This is a genomic window from Mycoplasma todarodis (assembly GCF_004335995.1).
GTDB classification, from domain to species: domain Bacteria; phylum Bacillota_I; class Bacilli_A; order Mycoplasmatales; family Metamycoplasmataceae; genus Mycoplasma_K; species Mycoplasma_K todarodis.
On the sequence record NZ_PSZP01000016.1, the window covers coordinates 1 to 17,587 of the forward strand.

A 17,587-nucleotide genomic window follows, 5' to 3' on the forward strand; every position below is an offset into this window, starting at 1 on the left:
TATGTTCGCAATCATTAAAACTGGTGGTAAACAAATTCTTGTTCAAAAAGACGATACTATCTTCATCGAAAAAGTTGAAGGTAAAGAAGGAGACAAAATTGTTTTCTCTGAAGTATTAGTTCTTGGAGACAAAATTGGTAAACCATTAATCGCTGGTGCCTCAGTAGAAGGTACAATCGAAAAACAAGGTAAACAAAAGAAAATCGTAGTATACAGACACAATCAAAAATCAACACACAAAAGAAAATACGGTCACAGACAACCTTACACTCGTGTAAAAATTACTGGACTGAAAGGTTAGGTGAAATAAATGGCACATAAACTTGGTGGTGGATCTACTAATAACGGTAGAGATTCACATTCAAAAAGACTTGGAGCTAAACTTGCTGATGGACAATTTACATTAGCTGGTGGAATCATCTACAGACAAAGAGGAACAAAAATTCACCCTGGTACAAATACTGGACGTGGTGGAGACGATACGAAATGATTAAAGGAAGAAAATACGCTTCAGTTTACCCTGAAAGAATCGAAACTAAAAAAGCAGCTAAGAAATAGTCGAAAGACTGTTTTTTTTATTTCTAAATCATTATATAATTGGTTAGTTATATGTTAAAATTGAATTATGAATAAAATAATAAAAGAAATAAATAATAGGCAAACTGTAAAAGCTTATTCAAATAAAAAAATACCTAAGGAAGATTGACAACAAATTTTAGAAACTATATATTGAACACCATCATCACATGGTTTTGAACCTTACAGGGTTTTGATAATTGAAAAGTCTAATGCCATTAGAACAAAATTAAAACCTTTAATGTGGAATCAAGGGGTTGTGACGGAAGCTGATAAAATAATTTTCTTCATTTCATTAAAGAGATCTGAATTTACTGACGACCAATGAATGTTCGAAAGAAGTTACAGACGTTTTTATGAAGTTGCAGGTAAAACAAAAGAGGAATCTAATGTTGCAGCGCAAAAAATGGCAACAACGATTAAAAACAAACATTTAGATGCAGATGAACCAAATGGGGATGAATGGGCTATGAAACAATGTTATATAGCTCTTGGAACTTCTTTAATAGCAGCGACCATCCTTGGGATTGGTTCTACTCCTATGGAAGGGTTAGAAAAAGAAAAAGTTGAAAAATTATTTAAGTCCGAAGGATTGATGAGTGAAGGAGAAAGGGTTGCTGTTGCTGCATCCTTTGGGTATCCAGCTAGCAAAACTTCTTACTTACACTACGGAACAAACAAAAGAGTTCGAGATGATTGAAGTAAAAAGTTCAAAACAATTTAAAAAAAACAACAAATAACGTTGTTTTTTTAATATAATGATTCTATGTTTAAAATAGGAAATATAGAAATTAAAAATAAAGTAATTCTTGCCCCAATGGCTGGTGTTACTAATAGTGCTTATAGAGTAATTGCAAAAGACTTCGAACCAGGATATACATGTACAGAAATGACTTCAAATGTTGGTTTGAAATATAATTCAGAAAAAACACTTGACATTGCAAGGGTAACTCCCGAAGAAGGGATTGTTGCTTTACAAATATTTGGTGGTGATGTTGAGGATTACGTTAATGCTGCAAAGTATTTTGATGAAAATTCAAATGCGAGCATAATTGATATCAACATGGGTTGTCCCGTTAAAAAAGTCGCTATCAAATCTCAAGCAGGATCTGCGTTAACAAAAACTCCTGATAAAGTTAGAGAAATTGTGGAAGGTATAGTAGCAGTTATTAAAAAGCCTTTAACAGTTAAGATAAGATTAGGATGAGACGAGAATTCATCTAATTATATGGAACTAGCTAAAATAATAGAAGAGGCGGGAGCTTCAGCATTGATAGTTCACGGACGTACAAGGGAACAAATGTATCAAGGAAATGCTAACTGAGATGCAATTAAAGAAATTAAGGAAAATCTTTCAATACCAGTTATTGGTAATGGGGATGTGTTTACACCAGAAGATGCAAAAAGAATGTTGGAATATACTGGTGTTGATGCAGTTATGGTTGCTAGAGCGGCACAAAGTAGTCCATGAGTTTTAAAACAAATGAAAGATTACATAGAAACTGGAACATATGAAGCTGATCCAACAATTGAAACAATTCATTCTACAATCAAAAGATATATAGAAATATTATTGAAAAATTGAAGTCCAAACTATACTTTGGCGCAATCAAAATCAGTAGCATCTCAATGATTTGCTAAGTTTAAGGGTGCAAGTGATGAGAGAATGGCGTTTATGACAGCGAAAACACTAGAAGATTTCCAAAAAAATATAGCGATATTCGTGGATAAAATCAAAGAAAAATACGAACAATAAATTAGTTAAAAATAAATAACCATAGGTTATTTTTTTATTTCCTTTATAATACAAGTATGAAATTTATAGATGAAGCAGAAATACATGTAAAAGCAGGTAAAGGTGGAAATGGTGTAGTATCTTTCCGTAGGGAAGCTCACGTATCACGTGGGGGACCAGATGGTGGAGATAATACGCTTTTAAACCTGAAATTAAAGAGAAACATATTTGGTAATGATGGAGAAGACGGGAGAAGAAAAAACCAGTATGGAGCTAAAGGGAAAGATATTTTTATTAAAGTACCTTTAGGAACGTTGGTTATGAATGGAGACAAATTACTTGTTGACATAACTGAACAAAAAGAATACTTAATTGCCGCCGGTGGTAATGGTGGTAAAGGTAATACAAAATTTAAATCTAGAGGTGATGAATTTAGATTAAGACTAGTTCTTAAAGTTCTTGCTGATGTTGGGTTTGTTGGAAAACCCTCAGCGGGAAAATCAACATTATTATCAAAAGTTACTAATGCTAAACCAAAAACGGCAGCATATGAATTCACAACTTTAAATCCTCAATTAGGATTATCAAAAGTTGGAGAAAATTCATTTGTTGTAGCTGACCTTCCTGGATTAATTGCAGGAGCAGCGCAAGGTAAAGGGTTGGGAATTGAATTCCTAAAACATATTGAAAGATGTAGGTTAATAGCACATGTTATTGACTTTGGAGATCCAATTAAGGATCCGGTAAAAGATTTTGAAGTAATTAACCATGAACTTAAAGAATATTCTTTAGGTTTAGAAAAACGTAAGCAAGTAGTTATAGCTAATAAAGCTGACTTAGAAGCTTTCGAAGAAAATGTTAAAAAATTCAAGAAAGCACATCCGGAAATTGAACTTGTTGAAATATCAGCATTAACTGAAAAAGGTATTGAACCGTTGAAACATAAGTTATATGATGCTTACAGAGCGGCAGATGAAATTGAGTATAAAGCTAAAAAATCTGAAGTTACAATTACTTTTGAAGATGACTTTATTGTTGAAAAAGAATACGAAGGTATGTTTGAAATCTCTGGTAAAGAGGTTGAGCGTATTTACGATAAAATTCCTTTATCAACAGGAGAGAACTTCATGAGATTTAATAAAAAGCTATCTTCACTTGGAGTTTGAGATGAACTTAGAAGACAAGGTGTTAAAGATGGTGACACAGTTAGAATATTCTCATTTGAATTTGAATGATCAGAAAGAAATTAATCTTTCTTTTTCATTTTCTTTGTTTCATATAACCATTTAGTTATATAATTATTTCGTAGAGTAAAAAAAAGAAAGTTGGTAAATATGAAAACAATTAAATTACATGCTAAATTACATTGTGGATCGTGTGAAGGGAAAATTAAGAGTGCTTTAGATAAAAAGGTTGAAGAAGTATTGGTGAATGTTGCTTCAGGCCTTATAAAGATAAAATATGATGAATCTAAAATTGAATTAAACACAATTAAAGAAACAATTCAAGATTTAGGTTATGAATTGGTTTAAAAATGTTTAAAGAAAAATTATTTAAGATCAAAGCAATAGTGGCCTTGTTGATATTTGTATTGCAGGTATATTTTGTAACGCTCAATATCATTAGACCAACAAATACTTTGAAGTACACTTGACATCCAGCTATTTGAGGTAGCATTAATGCTACAGTCCTTATCTTTTATGGTTGGAATTTATTTCATGTATATAAAAGGATGTTTAAAAAGCAATTTGACATGGATACATTATTAGGTTTGGCTGCTCATTCATTATTTATTTATTCATTAGTAAATTCAATAATTCATACGGGTGAGGAAACCTATTCTTATAGTGTCTTTTGAGAAGGGTCAACACTTTTAGTTATTTTTGCTTTTATAGGTAATTCGTTAGAAACAAGATTAAGGAATAAATCAATTGATGGGTATAAAGAATTGTTGAAACTGAAAACAAAAACAGTTATTTTGATTAAAAATAACAAAGAAGTTAAAACCCCTATAAATGAAATAAAAGTTGGGGATAGAGTTGTTGTTAAGGCAAAGTCTAACGTTCCTCTTGATGGGAGAATAGTTGAAGGCAGTTCACATTTTGATTATTCGAAAATTACTGGCGAATCAAAAGTAATTATTAAAAATGAAGGAGATGAAGTAATATCTGGAGCCATTAACAACAAACAAAGAATCATCATGCTTGTTGAGAAGACTTTTGAAGATTCAACACTTTCTTTGATTATAGATAAGGCGGAAGATTTATCTTTAATAAAACCAAGGATGCAAGTTTTTGCGGATAAAGTACTTAAATTCTTTATACCATCCATTTTTGCATTGTCCTTTATTTCATTTATATTTTGAATGATGATGGGTTATGTAGGTGGCATTCAATTAAGTTGATTTAAGGGTGAAAATTATGTTGATAATGCATTCTTAGCATCTGTAACTATTTTAGCTATTGCGTGTCCATGTGCTTTGGGTGTAGCAACGCCACTAGTAGTTACAGTGTCATCGACTTTAGCTAATAAAAACTCCCTCTTATTTTCTGAACCTAAATCATTTGAAAAAATTAAGGATGTAAAAATTGTTGTATTTGATAAAACCGGTACGTTGACAACAGGTGAAATGGAAGTTGTTGATTTTAAAGGTGAACAAAAATTCTTGGAACTAGCTGCCTCAATCGAAAAACATTCAATCCATCCGATTGCAAATGCAATTAGTTCCAAATTTAAAAATAATATGAAAGTGGAAAGTGTAAAAGAGATAACTGGGATTGGTATTGAAGCTATGTATAATGGAGAAAAATATTTACTTTCGAAATCAAGTAATAAACCTAAAATAAATGGCTCCACTGTAATATCATTAAAAACTAAAACTAAAACTTTAGCTATTTTTGAAGTTATGGATAAAATCAAACCAAATGCAAAAGAAACAATTAATTTATTGCATAAGATGAATATAACAACCGTTATGGTTACAGGTGATACAAAACAAGCTGCTACACGTGTTGGTAAACTTTTAGACATAAAGAATATTCATTCTGAAATAATGCCTGATAGAAAAGCAGAAATAGTGAAAGAATTAAGAATTAAAAATAATCTTTCTAAAAAGCAACAAATATTATTTATTGGTGATGGATTTAACGATATTCTCGCTTTAAAAACCGCTGATATTTCAGTTGCATTTGCTTCGGGTTCTAATATAACAAATTCAATAGCTGATATATCAATACTTAATGAAGATTTAAATTCATTGATTAATGCTATTAAAATATCAAAATGAAATCAGAAAAAAATTGTTCAATCATTATTATGAGCAGTGATCTTTAATTTATGTGCTTTGCCTATAGCGTTTATGATGCTTGTGCAACCTTGAGTCGCGGCAATATTGATGTTATTGTCGGATATAGCAGTTATTGGTAATGCGCTCATTTATAAAATTAAAGCCGAGAAGTATTTTAAAAACAAAAAAAGTAAAAAAGTATAAGCAACATTGAGTGTTGCTTTTTTTACTTTTTTTAGATTCCTTATCTATTTATAAAGTAGTGAAGCAAGGTTAATGTAGTATTATATTTATATGAAATATTCAGATTACTTAGTACAATGACTTCAAGAAGAAGTTAAGAAAGCAAATATGGATGGTGTTATAGTTGGTCTGTCAGGCGGAGTAGATTCTTCTGTTGTTGCAGCACTAGCTAAAAAAGCATTTCCAAATAATTCATTAGGTGTTTATTTACCTATTAACAATATGGGTCAAGACTTAATTGATGCAAATGAAGTTGCAAAAGCAATTTCTATTGAAACAAAACTTATTGATTTAACAAAATCATACGAAGCTATGAAACATGCGGTTGGAACCACTACAAGATTAGCTACAGCCAACATCAAACCAAGATTAAGAATGTCTGCGTTATATGCTATTGCACAAGAAAAAAGATACTTAGTGCTTGGAACGGACAATGCAGCAGAATGAATACTTGGTTATTTCACTAAATACGGCGATGGAGGGGTTGATTTACTCCCTATAGTACATTTGACTAAGGGTGAAGTAAAAGAGATGGCAAAAGAGCTTAAATTACCAGAAGTTGTTTGAACCAAAAAACCTACTGCCGCTTTATGAGAAGGTCAAACTGATGAAGAAGAACTTGGATTCTCATATGATGAAGTTGATAAATACTTAAAAGGTAAAGAAGTTGAAGAAAATGTTTTAACAAAAATTAAAAAACAAATTGCTATCACAAATCATAAAAGAGTCCCTTTGCCAGAACCTAAATCACAAGATGACTATAAATAAAAAAACTCCTTTTGGAGTTTTTTTTAAATACCTACCTTCATATCTTTCATATCTTTCGTTAATAATTGTGCTATTTGGAATAAACCGACAGTATAGTTAGAAAGTGGATCTCTCGTAATGTTTTTAAATATTTCTAAAACATTGAAAGTACCTAAATTAAAACCTAAGCTTGCCGTAACTTTTAAGCCTTCTTTATTAATTTGTTCATCACTAATAGTTTCATTGTAAGGTTTATAATTTTCGTATTTATAAACATTAAATTGAGGTGTTGTAAATTCTTTCGGATTTAATTTATATGTATTAGCGTTAGTTTTGGTTAAACCACCATAATATTCAGCATTATCCCCTAATAATTTCGAGATTATCATTTGTAGATTTAGTTCTGTTAATTGTAGTGTCTTACCAAAGTCTTCAAGGATCAACTCCATTCTATTTAAAAATGTGTAAATAGATTTTTTATCTTTTAGGATTGCGGATACTTGACCTTTTAATCATAATAAATCACCCATTCCAATTCCGTTCATTACTTTTTTAAGCAAGGGTATAATCTTTGAGATCAGATTATCATCAAGTAATGAATTGATGTGTTCTTCGTTAAATTTTAATTTAGATTTAATTTCATTTGCTAAAACAGTTGTGGTTGTTTTTAATTTTAAAAGTAGCTCATGGTTTTTGGTGTTTTCATAAACCATTACATTCTCAGGGTGTGAATTTATTTCTTTCTGAAGTTTTTGAACACCGATTTGTCAAGCACTCCCTTTTAACTCCTGGTTAGGTTTCTTGAATTTCATATCCCCTAATAAAGTCTCAGCTCCCAATTTAGTAAAAAAACCAAGGTTGTGTAGTATGTTGTAATCACCTTTTGAGTCATGTTTGAATAACTCTTCAGGAGTGAACCCTTTTTGGAAGGCTGCATTAATTTGTTTAAATGTTACGTTTGGTGTTTTAGATTTAACTTTTCTATCTTGGATTGCTTTAATGCTACCGATTTCTTTAATATTATTTTTAGTATTGAAGAAATCCGGTTTTTGCGAATGCTCAATGTTGATCATAGTATCCAATATATTATTCATAACCATTTTTATTTTTTTAAGAACATTTTCGATGACTATAGTCCCGAACTTATTAATTTTTCCGTCTTTATCATTTAAGTTATTTTGTATTAAATTTTTAAGTAATGGAGAAAGAAGGTTGGTTGATGATTTTGGATCTCCAATTGCCATATCAAATAATTTATTTAAATCAATCTTCAATTGTTCGATATTTTTAGCAAACTCCTCTTTTGCTTTTTTTATAGCTTTTTTAGATGCATTTGGTTTTGTTCCATCACTTTCTATGTATCCTAAAAATGCAATTATTGCAGAATCTTTTGTTTTGGTAACTTGTTCCGCCAATGAAGGAGAGTTGTTAGTCTTAATTTTTGATGCAAATTCTTGAAAGTATTGATTTAACTGTAACATTGGGGCTGTTGCATATGCTTTTTGTTCCGTAATAGTGTTAGTTGCACTTTTATTTTTTTCTTGTTTTTGAGTAGTGGTTATAGAAGTTCCGCAAGAAACTGCAACAACTGTTGGCACAGAGATAACTAGAGGTACAATTGCACTTCTTAATAATGTTTTTTTATTTAAATTCATGTTACCTCCTATAATGACCCTATTAAGTTTAATAATAAATTAATTAATGGTTTAACATTATTAAACAGTTTTTCTAGGTCATCCTTTCTATAAGTTATAGTATTTCTGTTGCTTTTCGCAATGGTTGTAATTTCTGGAGAATAGTAGTTTTTAAGTATGAATTTATTATCTTCCTTTTCAAAATCCATAACTACATGTCCTTCATCACCAAAGATATATGTTAATAACCCTTGTAAATTAGCTTCCGTAGAAATAAATGCATCTGAAGAAGCTGATGAAATTGAATTAAAGGCATCTTTAATGTTTGCAATACCATTTACACCAAGTAACGCACCCCCAACTGAAGAAGCTAGATTCAGTAGACTGTCAAACGAGCTGTTCAATTGACCTTTAATTGTTGGTAATAAACCTTTTACGAGATCACTCTTTAATTTACCTAAAATTCAGTTTAAGTTAATGTTTGTTACATTAATTGGTCCGGGGTTTGAACTTGAATTATAAATTGATTTAACGGGAGTGTTGTTGTAACCATTTTTACGCCTCTTAAGAGCTTCGGCTAAAGTTCCTTTCAATATGCTTCCTAATTTACCATCAGGGTTGATGTGGACGTTATCTATTGTGCCTTTAGGATTAACTGGAGAAAACTCAAGATACTTTCTAAAGATACGAACTATCTTTCTAGAATTAACATCCTTTACAACATGGTAAGTGGTTTTTCCGTCTTTTGGTTCTTTATAGATGTTAAATGTACCAACCATCAATTCTTTAATTGTTTTAAGCGCTGCATCTTGTTTATCTTTTTCATCACCAGCATCTTTAATCATTTTTTCTTTTAATTGAGTTAAGAACTCTTTATCTTGTTTATCTGTTGTATTTAAATTGACATGATTAGCAGGAGTCATTCAAGAAGGTTTCCACTGAATTGAATTTTCAATGAAATCGAATGAGTTATCTATAAACACCTTTAATATGTCTAATCCATCATTGATTAAAGTTTTAAGTTTTGGTTTTAAAGTTCACCCATCATCAGAAATTGAAGTGGTATCTACACCATTTTTTTCTAGTATTTCTATAAGTTTATTGATAATCGAATTGTCATTTGATACTATTCTTCCAAAAACATTTTCATCTATAAGTTTGTGAATGGAATGGATTGATTTAATTAATTCCGGTTTCTTTTGAACTTTTTGTTTTGTATCAGCTTTTAAATATTCTTTTAATTCTTTTGTAAATTTCCTTGTTTCTTCTTTAAGTTTATCTTTAATATCTAAACCCATTTCTTTAAGGAAGTCTAATAAACCATTAATAGCCGCTTTATCTTTTGGAGTTGAACCTTTAAGAAAATCAAGCATACCTCTTTTTAAGCCGTTAACTTTAATCTCTCTTGTTAGTGAACTGTGCTCTTTTTGAATTTTGATTTTAATAATATCTCCATTAGATAAATGGGTGACGTCTTTAGTTCTAGAAACCTCTTTGAAAGAATTCTCTCCTGAACGTTTTATAGAAACGGTTAATTGACTATGGTTTCTACGATTTATGAAGTTGGGTATTCTTCCCATTTTTTCCATGGTTCCGTTCCCTATTGAACCAACTATTCTTCTTGAGGGTAAGAATATATTTTCAAAAGCTCCTTTTTCATTTTCATTAACGATCAACTCATCAATAGAAAGTTCACCTTGGTGTAATCTTTCGTAAGTTTTTTTGTATTCATCACGGAATTGCTTTCTACTGATTATTTTAGTTTGTCATTTAAATCACTCTTCATTCGAAACTTTTGTTTTTGAAGCTTGATAAAGCATTTCATCTTCATCTAAATGAGTTGAAGATGATAAGAATGTACCGTGCATCCCAACAATGGTGTTTGTTTTGGTGTTTTTTATTACAATCTTACCTATTGAAGGGTTTCCATTATTAGGTTTTTTTGCTATAAATTTTATTCTTTTCAACGCTTGTAGATTTTTATCATTGAGAGCTTTATTGGTTTTTAATAAATCTAAAAGTTGTTCATAAGAGTAATTGTGTCCTTCAATTGCTTTTGACTTAAGGTCTTTAACGATATCCCCTTTAGTCAAAACCTTTTTATAGGAATTTCCAGTTCCATCACCTAAAACTCTTTTGTTTAATCCAAAAATTGCAGTAGTAGAAGATTTGAAATTTAAAGAAGTTAGATTTATATTATTTATATTAACTAAATTTTGTGTTTTATTATTGGCACTTAAATTATTCGCCTTTTCTTTAATGAATTTAATTAATGAAGCCTTGTCTGAAAAATATTTATTATCTAATTCTCAACCAGTTTCGGAAGGGAATATTTTTCTGTATTTAGTCTTCGCTTCCTGAATTGAAGAAGCTGTAAATTTATTATTGAATTTATCTTTATAGTTTATTTTGATAACTCCATTGGCTTGTAAAACACTTTTAAGATCCTTAGGATCAAGATTTCCAAAGTTAATTATAGGGTGTGATGCAGCAAATTCTTTTCCATTGATTTCACTTGCAAATCAATATTCTTTTCCATTTATTGATACTTTGAAATTATTTTCAATAGAATGTTTTTGAGAATTAGGTTTGTAATTACTTAATTCTTTATTTGTAGAAATTAATTCTTTAAAAGTTATTTTATGCTCAGGGTAAGAATTTCATAATCCACTTCATAATCAAGTGGTGTGAGCAGTTTTTGTTTTTATAAGGTTTCAAATAGTCTCTACATCTTTTAATGAAGTGACGTTATTTTCAATAATATTTAATAAATTTGGTGCTTGGCTCGCAACGTCTTTGCCATTACTTCATGTATCTTTTAAAAATAATCAACGTTTATTATCTCTTCCTTTAAAAAGTTTTATATTCTGGTTGTTAAGTGTTATGTATTCCTCAGTTAATAAGAAACGTGTTGAATCATGAGGTGTGTGTTTACCGTGGTCTTTGTTGTATGTCACTTCATTATCGAAAATTGCATTTACTACTCTTTTTAGTTCAGTTTTATAGTAATTAATTTCATCAACTTTAGTGGGTGTTGCAAGAGAACGAGAAATCTCTTTTTGTAAAGAAAAACCGTTACCATTAATTATTCCGCCAATTAATTCTTTATCAAAATTATGCTTGCTAATTTTTAATGATGCTAATAATGATCGAGGAACATAAAAACCATCATCATTTGCTCCATGATATATTTCGTTAAAACCTAAAATAGAATTATGAGTTCCAAAGTATTTCTTTAGAGGATCATAAAGCCTATATTTATAATCATCACCGCTTCCATCTCCGTGACCATCTGCAATATAAGCTTTTGCAGCTTCTTCTGCAGTTTTAAAATATTTATTCCCTAATTGGAATCCATTTAAAGAAGATTTTTCATTGGCATTTGTAGTCGCAAAAAGATCAACCACCTTATATTCTTTTCGTAATACTTTTAATAATTCTTGTTTGGTTTCGTATTCAACGCCATTATGCTCATATACTTTGTTGGTTATTTTAGCTTTGTTAGCAGCTTTATCAATCTCCGAATTCACAAAAGTTTCTTTCGCTTTTTGTGCTTCTTTGAATGTAGCGTACGTTTTATCTTTAAATCTTCACGATTTAACTCCACTGACACTCGGAAGTTTCTTTTCTTCATTGTTTTTAGGTATCTCATTATTTTTATGCGTCGCACTTTTTTTGGTATCTATTTCTTTTGAATTACCTCCACAAGATACAACAGTAGAAACTCCCACTGCTGATACTGCCATAATTGCTGATGTATTTAATACTATTTTATATTTCTTTTTCATTTCATACCCTCCTTGATTATTAATAAATATTTTACCACATTCCATGTAATTAGGTATGTGTAGCACAACTGAATAAACCTATGAATCCAACTAATTTTTATAGAAATAAGTTCATCTTCATTTGTGTATAAGTTGAAAAATGATGTTTTAGTTATATTTTTTAAAAAAGAGGAAGAAAAAAACCTTGATTTCTCAAAGTTTTAAATTAATGCACGTGCACTAGAAGTATAAGTAATGCAAACAAGAACCCAACAACAAACAATAATGTAGTTGTGTGTCACTTAACGTGAGATATTTGTTGATCAATAAATTCAGGTATTAATTCTAAAATAGCTGTAAATACTAAAATAGAACCCGAAGTAACTAATATCAATGGCATTAATCAAACAACATCTTGAATAGCTTCTCCTAAATAAGCACCTATAAACATCATAGGCAACAATATTAATTGGATTAATAATGTGAACCCCATTGCTTTTCATTTGCTTGTTCCCATCTCGATTTGTCTATAGTAGATAGTTAACATCTCAGGGATTGTGTGGATGATAAATGCAACTATTGCTGCGATTGTCATACCACTTGCATGGTGACTTAAACCTTGTATCATTAATCCCAATGAAATACCAGCCGGTATTTTATGAGCCATTAACAACATAACAACTGTTAATTTTGATTTTGCGGATTGAGCTTCCTTAAGGTTAAATATGTGATCCCCGTGGTTGTGATCTCCGTGATTTGAATGAACTTCACCACTTTTCTTTGTAAATATATGTCTTGCCAGCATAGAACCACCCATACCAATCGTTACCCCTCCAATAGCTATCCCTGCAAGAATACCTATAGTTTCTCATTCTCCATAAGTTTTAAGAATTTGATTATGATGATCGTGATCATGTAGGTGTCCTCCACCTTCTAATGTTTCTCTCAATGATGTTAATGGTTGAGCAATTAATCCATAAAGTCCTAAGACTAAAATAAAACCTGCTGAAAACGAATAAAGGTATATATTCGACTTTCTTTTAATTTTTGGTTTTACAATTGGAAGAATTAATCCCAATAGCAATGGAATCGCTAACACGACCCCAGCAAATAACAATACTTGTAGAGAAAGATTTCAACTTGTAATGTTTTTCATATTTCCTCTTTCTATATGGGTTAATCTTACCATATTGTGTTTTTAAAAAGAAATTCTGTGTAAACAAGAGTTTAAAAAATACCCTAGAAAAGGATACGTCTTGTTTGGAAAATATCTAATTCCTTAAGTTCTAAATATTTTATAGTTCCAACGGGGAATCAAAGAACAAAATAGCATTCAGGAAAGTATTCTGAATAGTAACCAGGCGCAACGTCAATGAATAATTTCAAGACCTTACCATGTCTATCTGTTAATACTACATCATAATTCTGTTGAAAAAGGATGGTGTTAAAAGCTTTTTTTCTTCTCATTAAATAACCAGTTTCATACTGGGGTGTTGTAAACTTTCTCAATGTCTTTACTGTTTCATAAACTGATGAATTATTAACAACATTTCATTTGGTTAAATGAGTGTTATTTAAAAGTAATCTACAATCATTTCTGTAGTTTCTTTTTCGTGCTCTTTTAGTAAAAATATGTCTAACTTTTGCGATATCTCTTAAAATCATATAACTTTATTATATAATATATACACTTAATAGAATAACAAAGCATAAAAGGAGATTAAATATGGCAGGACATAGTAAATGAGCGAATATTAAACACAGGAAGGCAGCGCAAGATTCAGCAAGGTCAAAAATCTTTGCTAAATTCTCTAAAGAAATCATGGTAGCAGCTGCTGCAGGTGGAGGAGATATTAATACTAACGCCCCACTTAAGTTGGCTGTGCAAAAAGCTAAGGCGAAATCAATGCCAGCAAAAAACATTCAAAAAGCTATTGATAAAGCAACAGGTGTTGGAGCTGAAGGTGCAGTTTATAAAGAAAGTGTATACGAAGGGTATTTACCAGGAGGGATTTCTATATTGGTTATGTGTCTTTCAGATAATCACAATAGAGTTTCAGCGTCGGTTAAATCATTATTTAACAAATCTGGAGGTTCATTAGGTAAGAATGGTTCAGTTTCATTCTTATTCGACAGAAAAGGTGTTCTTGAATTACCTCTTTCAGTAGGAGATGAAGATACAGTAATGATGCTTGCATTAGAAGCTGGAGCTTCTGACTTTGAAATGGGAGAAGAATCATACTTTATAACAACTGAACCAACAGAGTTTTCAAGTGTAAAAGATGCATTAGAAAAAGAATTTGAAGGTGTTGAATTCAAAACAGCTGAAGTTACTTACGAAGCAAATACACATGTTAAAGTTGATGCAGATAAAGCACAAAAAATTCTTGATGCAGTAGATAAATTCGAAGATGACGAGGATATTCAAGAAGTATTCCACAACTTAGATCCTGAATCTTTTGAATAAAATATAAAGCAACAACTACGGTTGTTTTTTTTATTTGCTTTTTCACCAGAAACTATACATATAAATATATGAAGATAAAAATGATAATAAGTTTAATATTCTCGGTTTTCATTGCAGTTGGCGGGTTTCTAACGATTCGTGATGCAAAGATTAGAAATAAGAATGTAAGTAAAACGATAGATGATGTTGAAATAACTGTTATAGGGGCAGTTCGATTTCATGGACCATTTGAAATGAAATTTGGTTCAACTGTAAAAATGGTTTTGATGAAGGCGGAACTGCTTTATGGTGCTGAGTTAAAAGGGGTTGAGCTTGATAAAAAACTATATAAAAAAGAAACGTTGTTAATACCTTTTAAAGAAGGTTATGGGAAAAAAATAAAAATAAATGATTTAACATTACTAGATTTAATTAGAGCTGGAATTAGAAAGAAGACTTCTGCTTTGATAATGAAATTCATTAAAACATCAAAAGGGAAAGGGGTAACATGAGATGACTTAGACTCAATACGTGGTGTTGGTTCAACTACTTTAAACCTTCTCAAAAAGATTTTAGAACTAAATTAAAAACACCATTTTCCTTGTTGCTTGGTATTTTATGTTTTTGGTTAATTAACCATTATGAATATAGGGTTTTATGTGCAGTATTAGTATTTGTTTTGTGTTTACTTTTAGTTTATTTTCCAAAACACCTTTTATTAACAAGTGTTTTCGTATTGGTGTTAATGCTATCTGTTCACATAATTAATTTAAAACCAATTACAAAGTTTATTGAAGGTAAATTCGTTGTGATCGACCATATTGGGATGGGTTCAGTAATAAAGGTTGATGGCCAGAACATTCTAATCCACACAAAAATGGAGAGTAGCATAGGTGACATAATTGTGATTAAAGGCAATATAAGACCAATTACTAATGTTGGTGAGTTTGATATAGTTTCATATTTAAAAACTCATAAAATAGCATCAGAAATCTTTCCTACAAAGTTTTCAATATATGAATATAGCGATAGTTTCTTTAATAAGACTAGATCATATATTCATACAGGGAATCCAACTTGGAAAAGTATCGCACCCTTATTGTTGCTGGGAGAGAAAACTAAATTAACAAAAGAAGTATTTTCTATTTCTAAAAGACTTTCTATATTACACCTTTTTGTAATTTCTGGATTTCACATCGGGATAGTTTATAAAGTTGTTTTATTTATATTTGAAAAGCTAAAAATGCCATATTGCGATCTTTTCTCTTTAATGCCGATCATTGTTTATGTTTTTTTACTTAATTGAAGTTTGCCAGCATTAAGAGCACTAATTTTCATTGTATTAACAGTTGGTTTTGGCCACTTTAAGAAAATAAGGATATTTAAATTTGATGTTATAGGTATCGTAGGGATGTTGTTAGTTAGTTTTAACCCTTTTTTAATAGAGTCAATTTCATTTCAATTAACTTTTATTGCAACTTTAACAATAATGTATTTAAATACGCTTGATATTAAGTCGAAATCGGTGAAATATTTCATTATTAATTTCGGTGTGTTTTTAGCTACATTGCCAATAGTAGCTTCAATGAATGGCTGGATATCTTTATGAGGCGTATTTTATTCTATTGCATTAACCCCTTTAATTTCACTCATTTATGTGTTATCACTTTTGTTGATACCTTTTAAATCTTTGTTATCGAATTTATATTATATTTTGCTTTTAACACTCAAAGTTTTCAATAAAACAGTGATTATTATAAAAACTAATTTTTTTTCAACCACATTGACATATAACTACTATATAATTTTTACAATATGTATTTTATTTATGGAGAAGAGAGTTTCCTTATCAATAATGAGGAAAAGCGTATTATCGCAAAATTCGGTATAGAACCCGTGGTTTTTGATGAAACTTCAAACGTTCAAGAATTAATAATGGAGTTAGCAACAATCCCGATGTTTGAGGATGCTAAGGTTTTAGTTATGCGTGATATACCGGCATTTTCTAAAGAAGCAGAAGCTAAAAAACTTGTAGAAGTACTTAAACACATCGATAAAACAACAAAAGTGATATTTGTTAACAATAATGCAAAACCAAAAGCAACAAATACTTTAATAAAATTCTTGATGTCAAATGCAACAACTAATAAATTTGATAAACTAAAAAATTCAAAGGTATACGAAACAATTAAGTTAATTGTCAGTTCAAAAGGTGGATCAATAACAAATAAAGCAGCTATTGCTTTTGCAAATAAAGTTCCTAATGATTTGAGAGTGATAAATAATGAAATTGATAAATTATTACTGGAAGCGAAAGAAATAACTATCGAAAAAATAGAGAAATCAATTTCTACATATGTTTCGGAAGATTATTTTGCTTTAGCTAATGCAATTATCGAAAAAGATGCATTTGCTATAGCTTCAGCATATAAAGAAAGAACGTTTGCCGGAGACGACCCTTTATTATTGATTGGCCAAATAGCTTCAACACTATTATTAGCTAATAAAGTTAATAACTATAAACAAACTGGAATGACTACAAGGGAAATATCAGATGTGACTAGAATACACATATTTAGGATTAAAAAAGCTAATGAATTATTAATGAAGACAAACCCAATTATCCTTAAACAATTGATTAATGATTTGGCTAAATTAGATATCGATATAAAAACAGGGGTAATTGATTCTAAAGTTGGATTGGATAAATTCATATTAAATTTCATGAAATAAAGCAATGCGCTTTATTTTTTAAATCTTAAAAGAAATAAAAAAAATAACCCAGCCGAAGTTATTTTTTAAATTTAATTGTTAATTGGTAATGTTAAATGTTTATAACTATTTATTCTTGTTAAAGAATGCATCAAGTCTTGAAGACTTTCTGGCACCGTTGTTCTTGTGGAATACTCCTTTAGAAACAGCAGTGTTAATTTGAGCGTTAGCTTCTTTTGCAACGATTGCAGCTTTAGCGTTTTTGATTGCTGTTCTAACTCTTGATTTGATAGCAGCGTTTCTTACTCTAGCTTTTTCGTTTGTTTTAATACGTGTCATTTTTGATTTGATATTTGCCATTTAAAACTCCTTTGTGAAAACATTATAGCAAAAATAAAGTATAATTTAGTAAAAATTAAGGAGTAATATGACAAGACTATA

General features: G+C 30.2%; 16 protein-coding genes and 1 pseudogene. 12 read left to right on the forward strand and 5 right to left on the reverse strand.

Translation table 4 applies throughout. The annotated features are described in order from the left end of the window. Position 1: 1 nt before the first annotated feature. The 8 genes and pseudogenes from rplU to nadE all read left to right on the forward strand — a co-directional run bounded on the left by rplU (position 2) and on the right by nadE (position 6,608). Positions 2 to 301 (forward strand): 50S ribosomal protein L21, encoded by a 300-nt coding sequence (rplU, locus tag C4B25_RS02465; protein ID WP_131613482.1) that lies wholly within the window; start codon positions 2 to 4, stop codon positions 299 to 301. 9 nt (positions 302 to 310) lie between these two features. Beyond that, positions 311 to 484 (forward strand): annotated as a pseudogene (locus C4B25_RS05100) (50S ribosomal protein L27); the annotation flags it as partial. Positions 485 to 625: 141 nt separating this feature from the next. Next, a complete protein-coding gene (locus tag C4B25_RS02475) occupies positions 626 to 1,300 on the forward strand; it encodes a nitroreductase family protein (protein ID WP_131613484.1) in 675 nt (224 codons plus the stop codon). Positions 1,301 to 1,342: 42 nt separating this feature from the next. Next, positions 1,343 to 2,332, forward strand: a complete 990-nt coding sequence (gene dusB / locus C4B25_RS02480) for a tRNA dihydrouridine synthase DusB (protein WP_131613485.1) — start codon at positions 1,343 to 1,345, stop codon at positions 2,330 to 2,332. Positions 2,333 to 2,388: 56 nt separating this feature from the next. Beyond that, positions 2,389 to 3,561, forward strand: coding sequence for a GTPase ObgE (gene obgE / locus C4B25_RS02485; RefSeq protein WP_131613486.1), 1,173 nt, complete (start codon positions 2,389 to 2,391; stop codon positions 3,559 to 3,561). Positions 3,562 to 3,645: 84 nt separating this feature from the next. Beyond that, entirely contained in the window at positions 3,646 to 3,843 is a 198-nt protein-coding gene (locus tag C4B25_RS02490) for a heavy-metal-associated domain-containing protein (protein WP_131613487.1), read from the forward strand. A gap of 200 nt (positions 3,844 to 4,043) precedes the next feature. Next, positions 4,044 to 5,801: a heavy metal translocating P-type ATPase gene (locus C4B25_RS02495; RefSeq protein WP_168380680.1), complete on the forward strand. Its 1,758-nt coding sequence runs from the start codon at positions 4,044 to 4,046 to the stop codon at positions 5,799 to 5,801. A 90-nt stretch (positions 5,802 to 5,891) separates the two neighbouring features. Next, positions 5,892 to 6,608 carry an NAD(+) synthase gene (gene nadE / locus C4B25_RS02500; protein WP_131613489.1) on the forward strand — a complete coding sequence of 239 codons (717 nt, stop codon included), beginning with the start codon at positions 5,892 to 5,894 and terminating at the stop codon, positions 6,606 to 6,608. A 23-nt stretch (positions 6,609 to 6,631) separates the two neighbouring features. Here the strand turns inward: nadE and C4B25_RS02505 are convergent, their stop codons facing one another. The 4 genes from C4B25_RS02505 to C4B25_RS02520 form a co-directional block, all read right to left on the reverse strand. Beyond that, the gene (locus tag C4B25_RS02505) at positions 6,632 to 8,242 is read right to left on the reverse strand and encodes a hypothetical protein (protein ID WP_131613490.1); all 1,611 of its coding nucleotides are present in this window, start codon (positions 8,240 to 8,242) and stop codon (positions 6,632 to 6,634) included. Positions 8,243 to 8,250: 8 nt separating this feature from the next. Continuing rightward, complete coding sequence (locus C4B25_RS02510; protein WP_131613491.1) at positions 8,251 to 12,009, reverse strand: hypothetical protein; 3,759 nt, start codon at positions 12,007 to 12,009, stop codon at positions 8,251 to 8,253. Between the two features lie 205 nt (positions 12,010 to 12,214). Then, entirely contained in the window at positions 12,215 to 13,144 is a 930-nt protein-coding gene (locus C4B25_RS02515; RefSeq protein ID WP_131613492.1) for a ZIP family metal transporter, read from the reverse strand. A gap of 83 nt (positions 13,145 to 13,227) precedes the next feature. Next, positions 13,228 to 13,653, reverse strand: a complete 426-nt coding sequence (locus C4B25_RS02520) for a hypothetical protein (RefSeq protein WP_131613493.1) — start codon at positions 13,651 to 13,653, stop codon at positions 13,228 to 13,230. Positions 13,654 to 13,714: 61 nt separating this feature from the next. On the opposite strand from C4B25_RS02520, the gene C4B25_RS02525 reads away from it, so the two are divergent. The 4 genes from C4B25_RS02525 (at position 13,715) to holA (ending at position 17,167) form a co-directional block, all read left to right on the forward strand. Next, on the forward strand, positions 13,715 to 14,455 hold the full coding sequence (locus C4B25_RS02525; protein ID WP_131613494.1) for a YebC/PmpR family DNA-binding transcriptional regulator: 741 nt from the start codon (positions 13,715 to 13,717) through the stop codon (positions 14,453 to 14,455). 68 nt (positions 14,456 to 14,523) lie between these two features. After that, the gene (locus C4B25_RS02530; protein ID WP_131613495.1) at positions 14,524 to 15,021 is read left to right on the forward strand and encodes an MAG0490 family ComEA-like DNA-binding protein; all 498 of its coding nucleotides are present in this window, start codon (positions 14,524 to 14,526) and stop codon (positions 15,019 to 15,021) included. Further along, positions 14,943 to 16,325: an MAG0480 family ComEC-like protein gene (locus tag C4B25_RS02535; protein WP_131613496.1), complete on the forward strand. Its 1,383-nt coding sequence runs from the start codon at positions 14,943 to 14,945 to the stop codon at positions 16,323 to 16,325. The genes C4B25_RS02530 and C4B25_RS02535 overlap by 79 nt, the downstream gene beginning before the upstream one ends. Further along, positions 16,250 to 17,167: a DNA polymerase III subunit delta gene (gene holA, locus C4B25_RS02540; protein ID WP_131613497.1), complete on the forward strand. Its 918-nt coding sequence runs from the start codon at positions 16,250 to 16,252 to the stop codon at positions 17,165 to 17,167. Before C4B25_RS02535 ends, holA begins: the two co-directional genes overlap by 76 nt. A 105-nt stretch (positions 17,168 to 17,272) precedes the next feature. Here the strand turns inward: holA and rpsT are convergent, their stop codons facing one another. Continuing rightward, positions 17,273 to 17,506, reverse strand: a complete 234-nt coding sequence (gene rpsT, locus C4B25_RS02545) for a 30S ribosomal protein S20 (RefSeq protein ID WP_131613498.1) — start codon at positions 17,504 to 17,506, stop codon at positions 17,273 to 17,275. Positions 17,507 to 17,587: the final 81 nt, after the last annotated feature.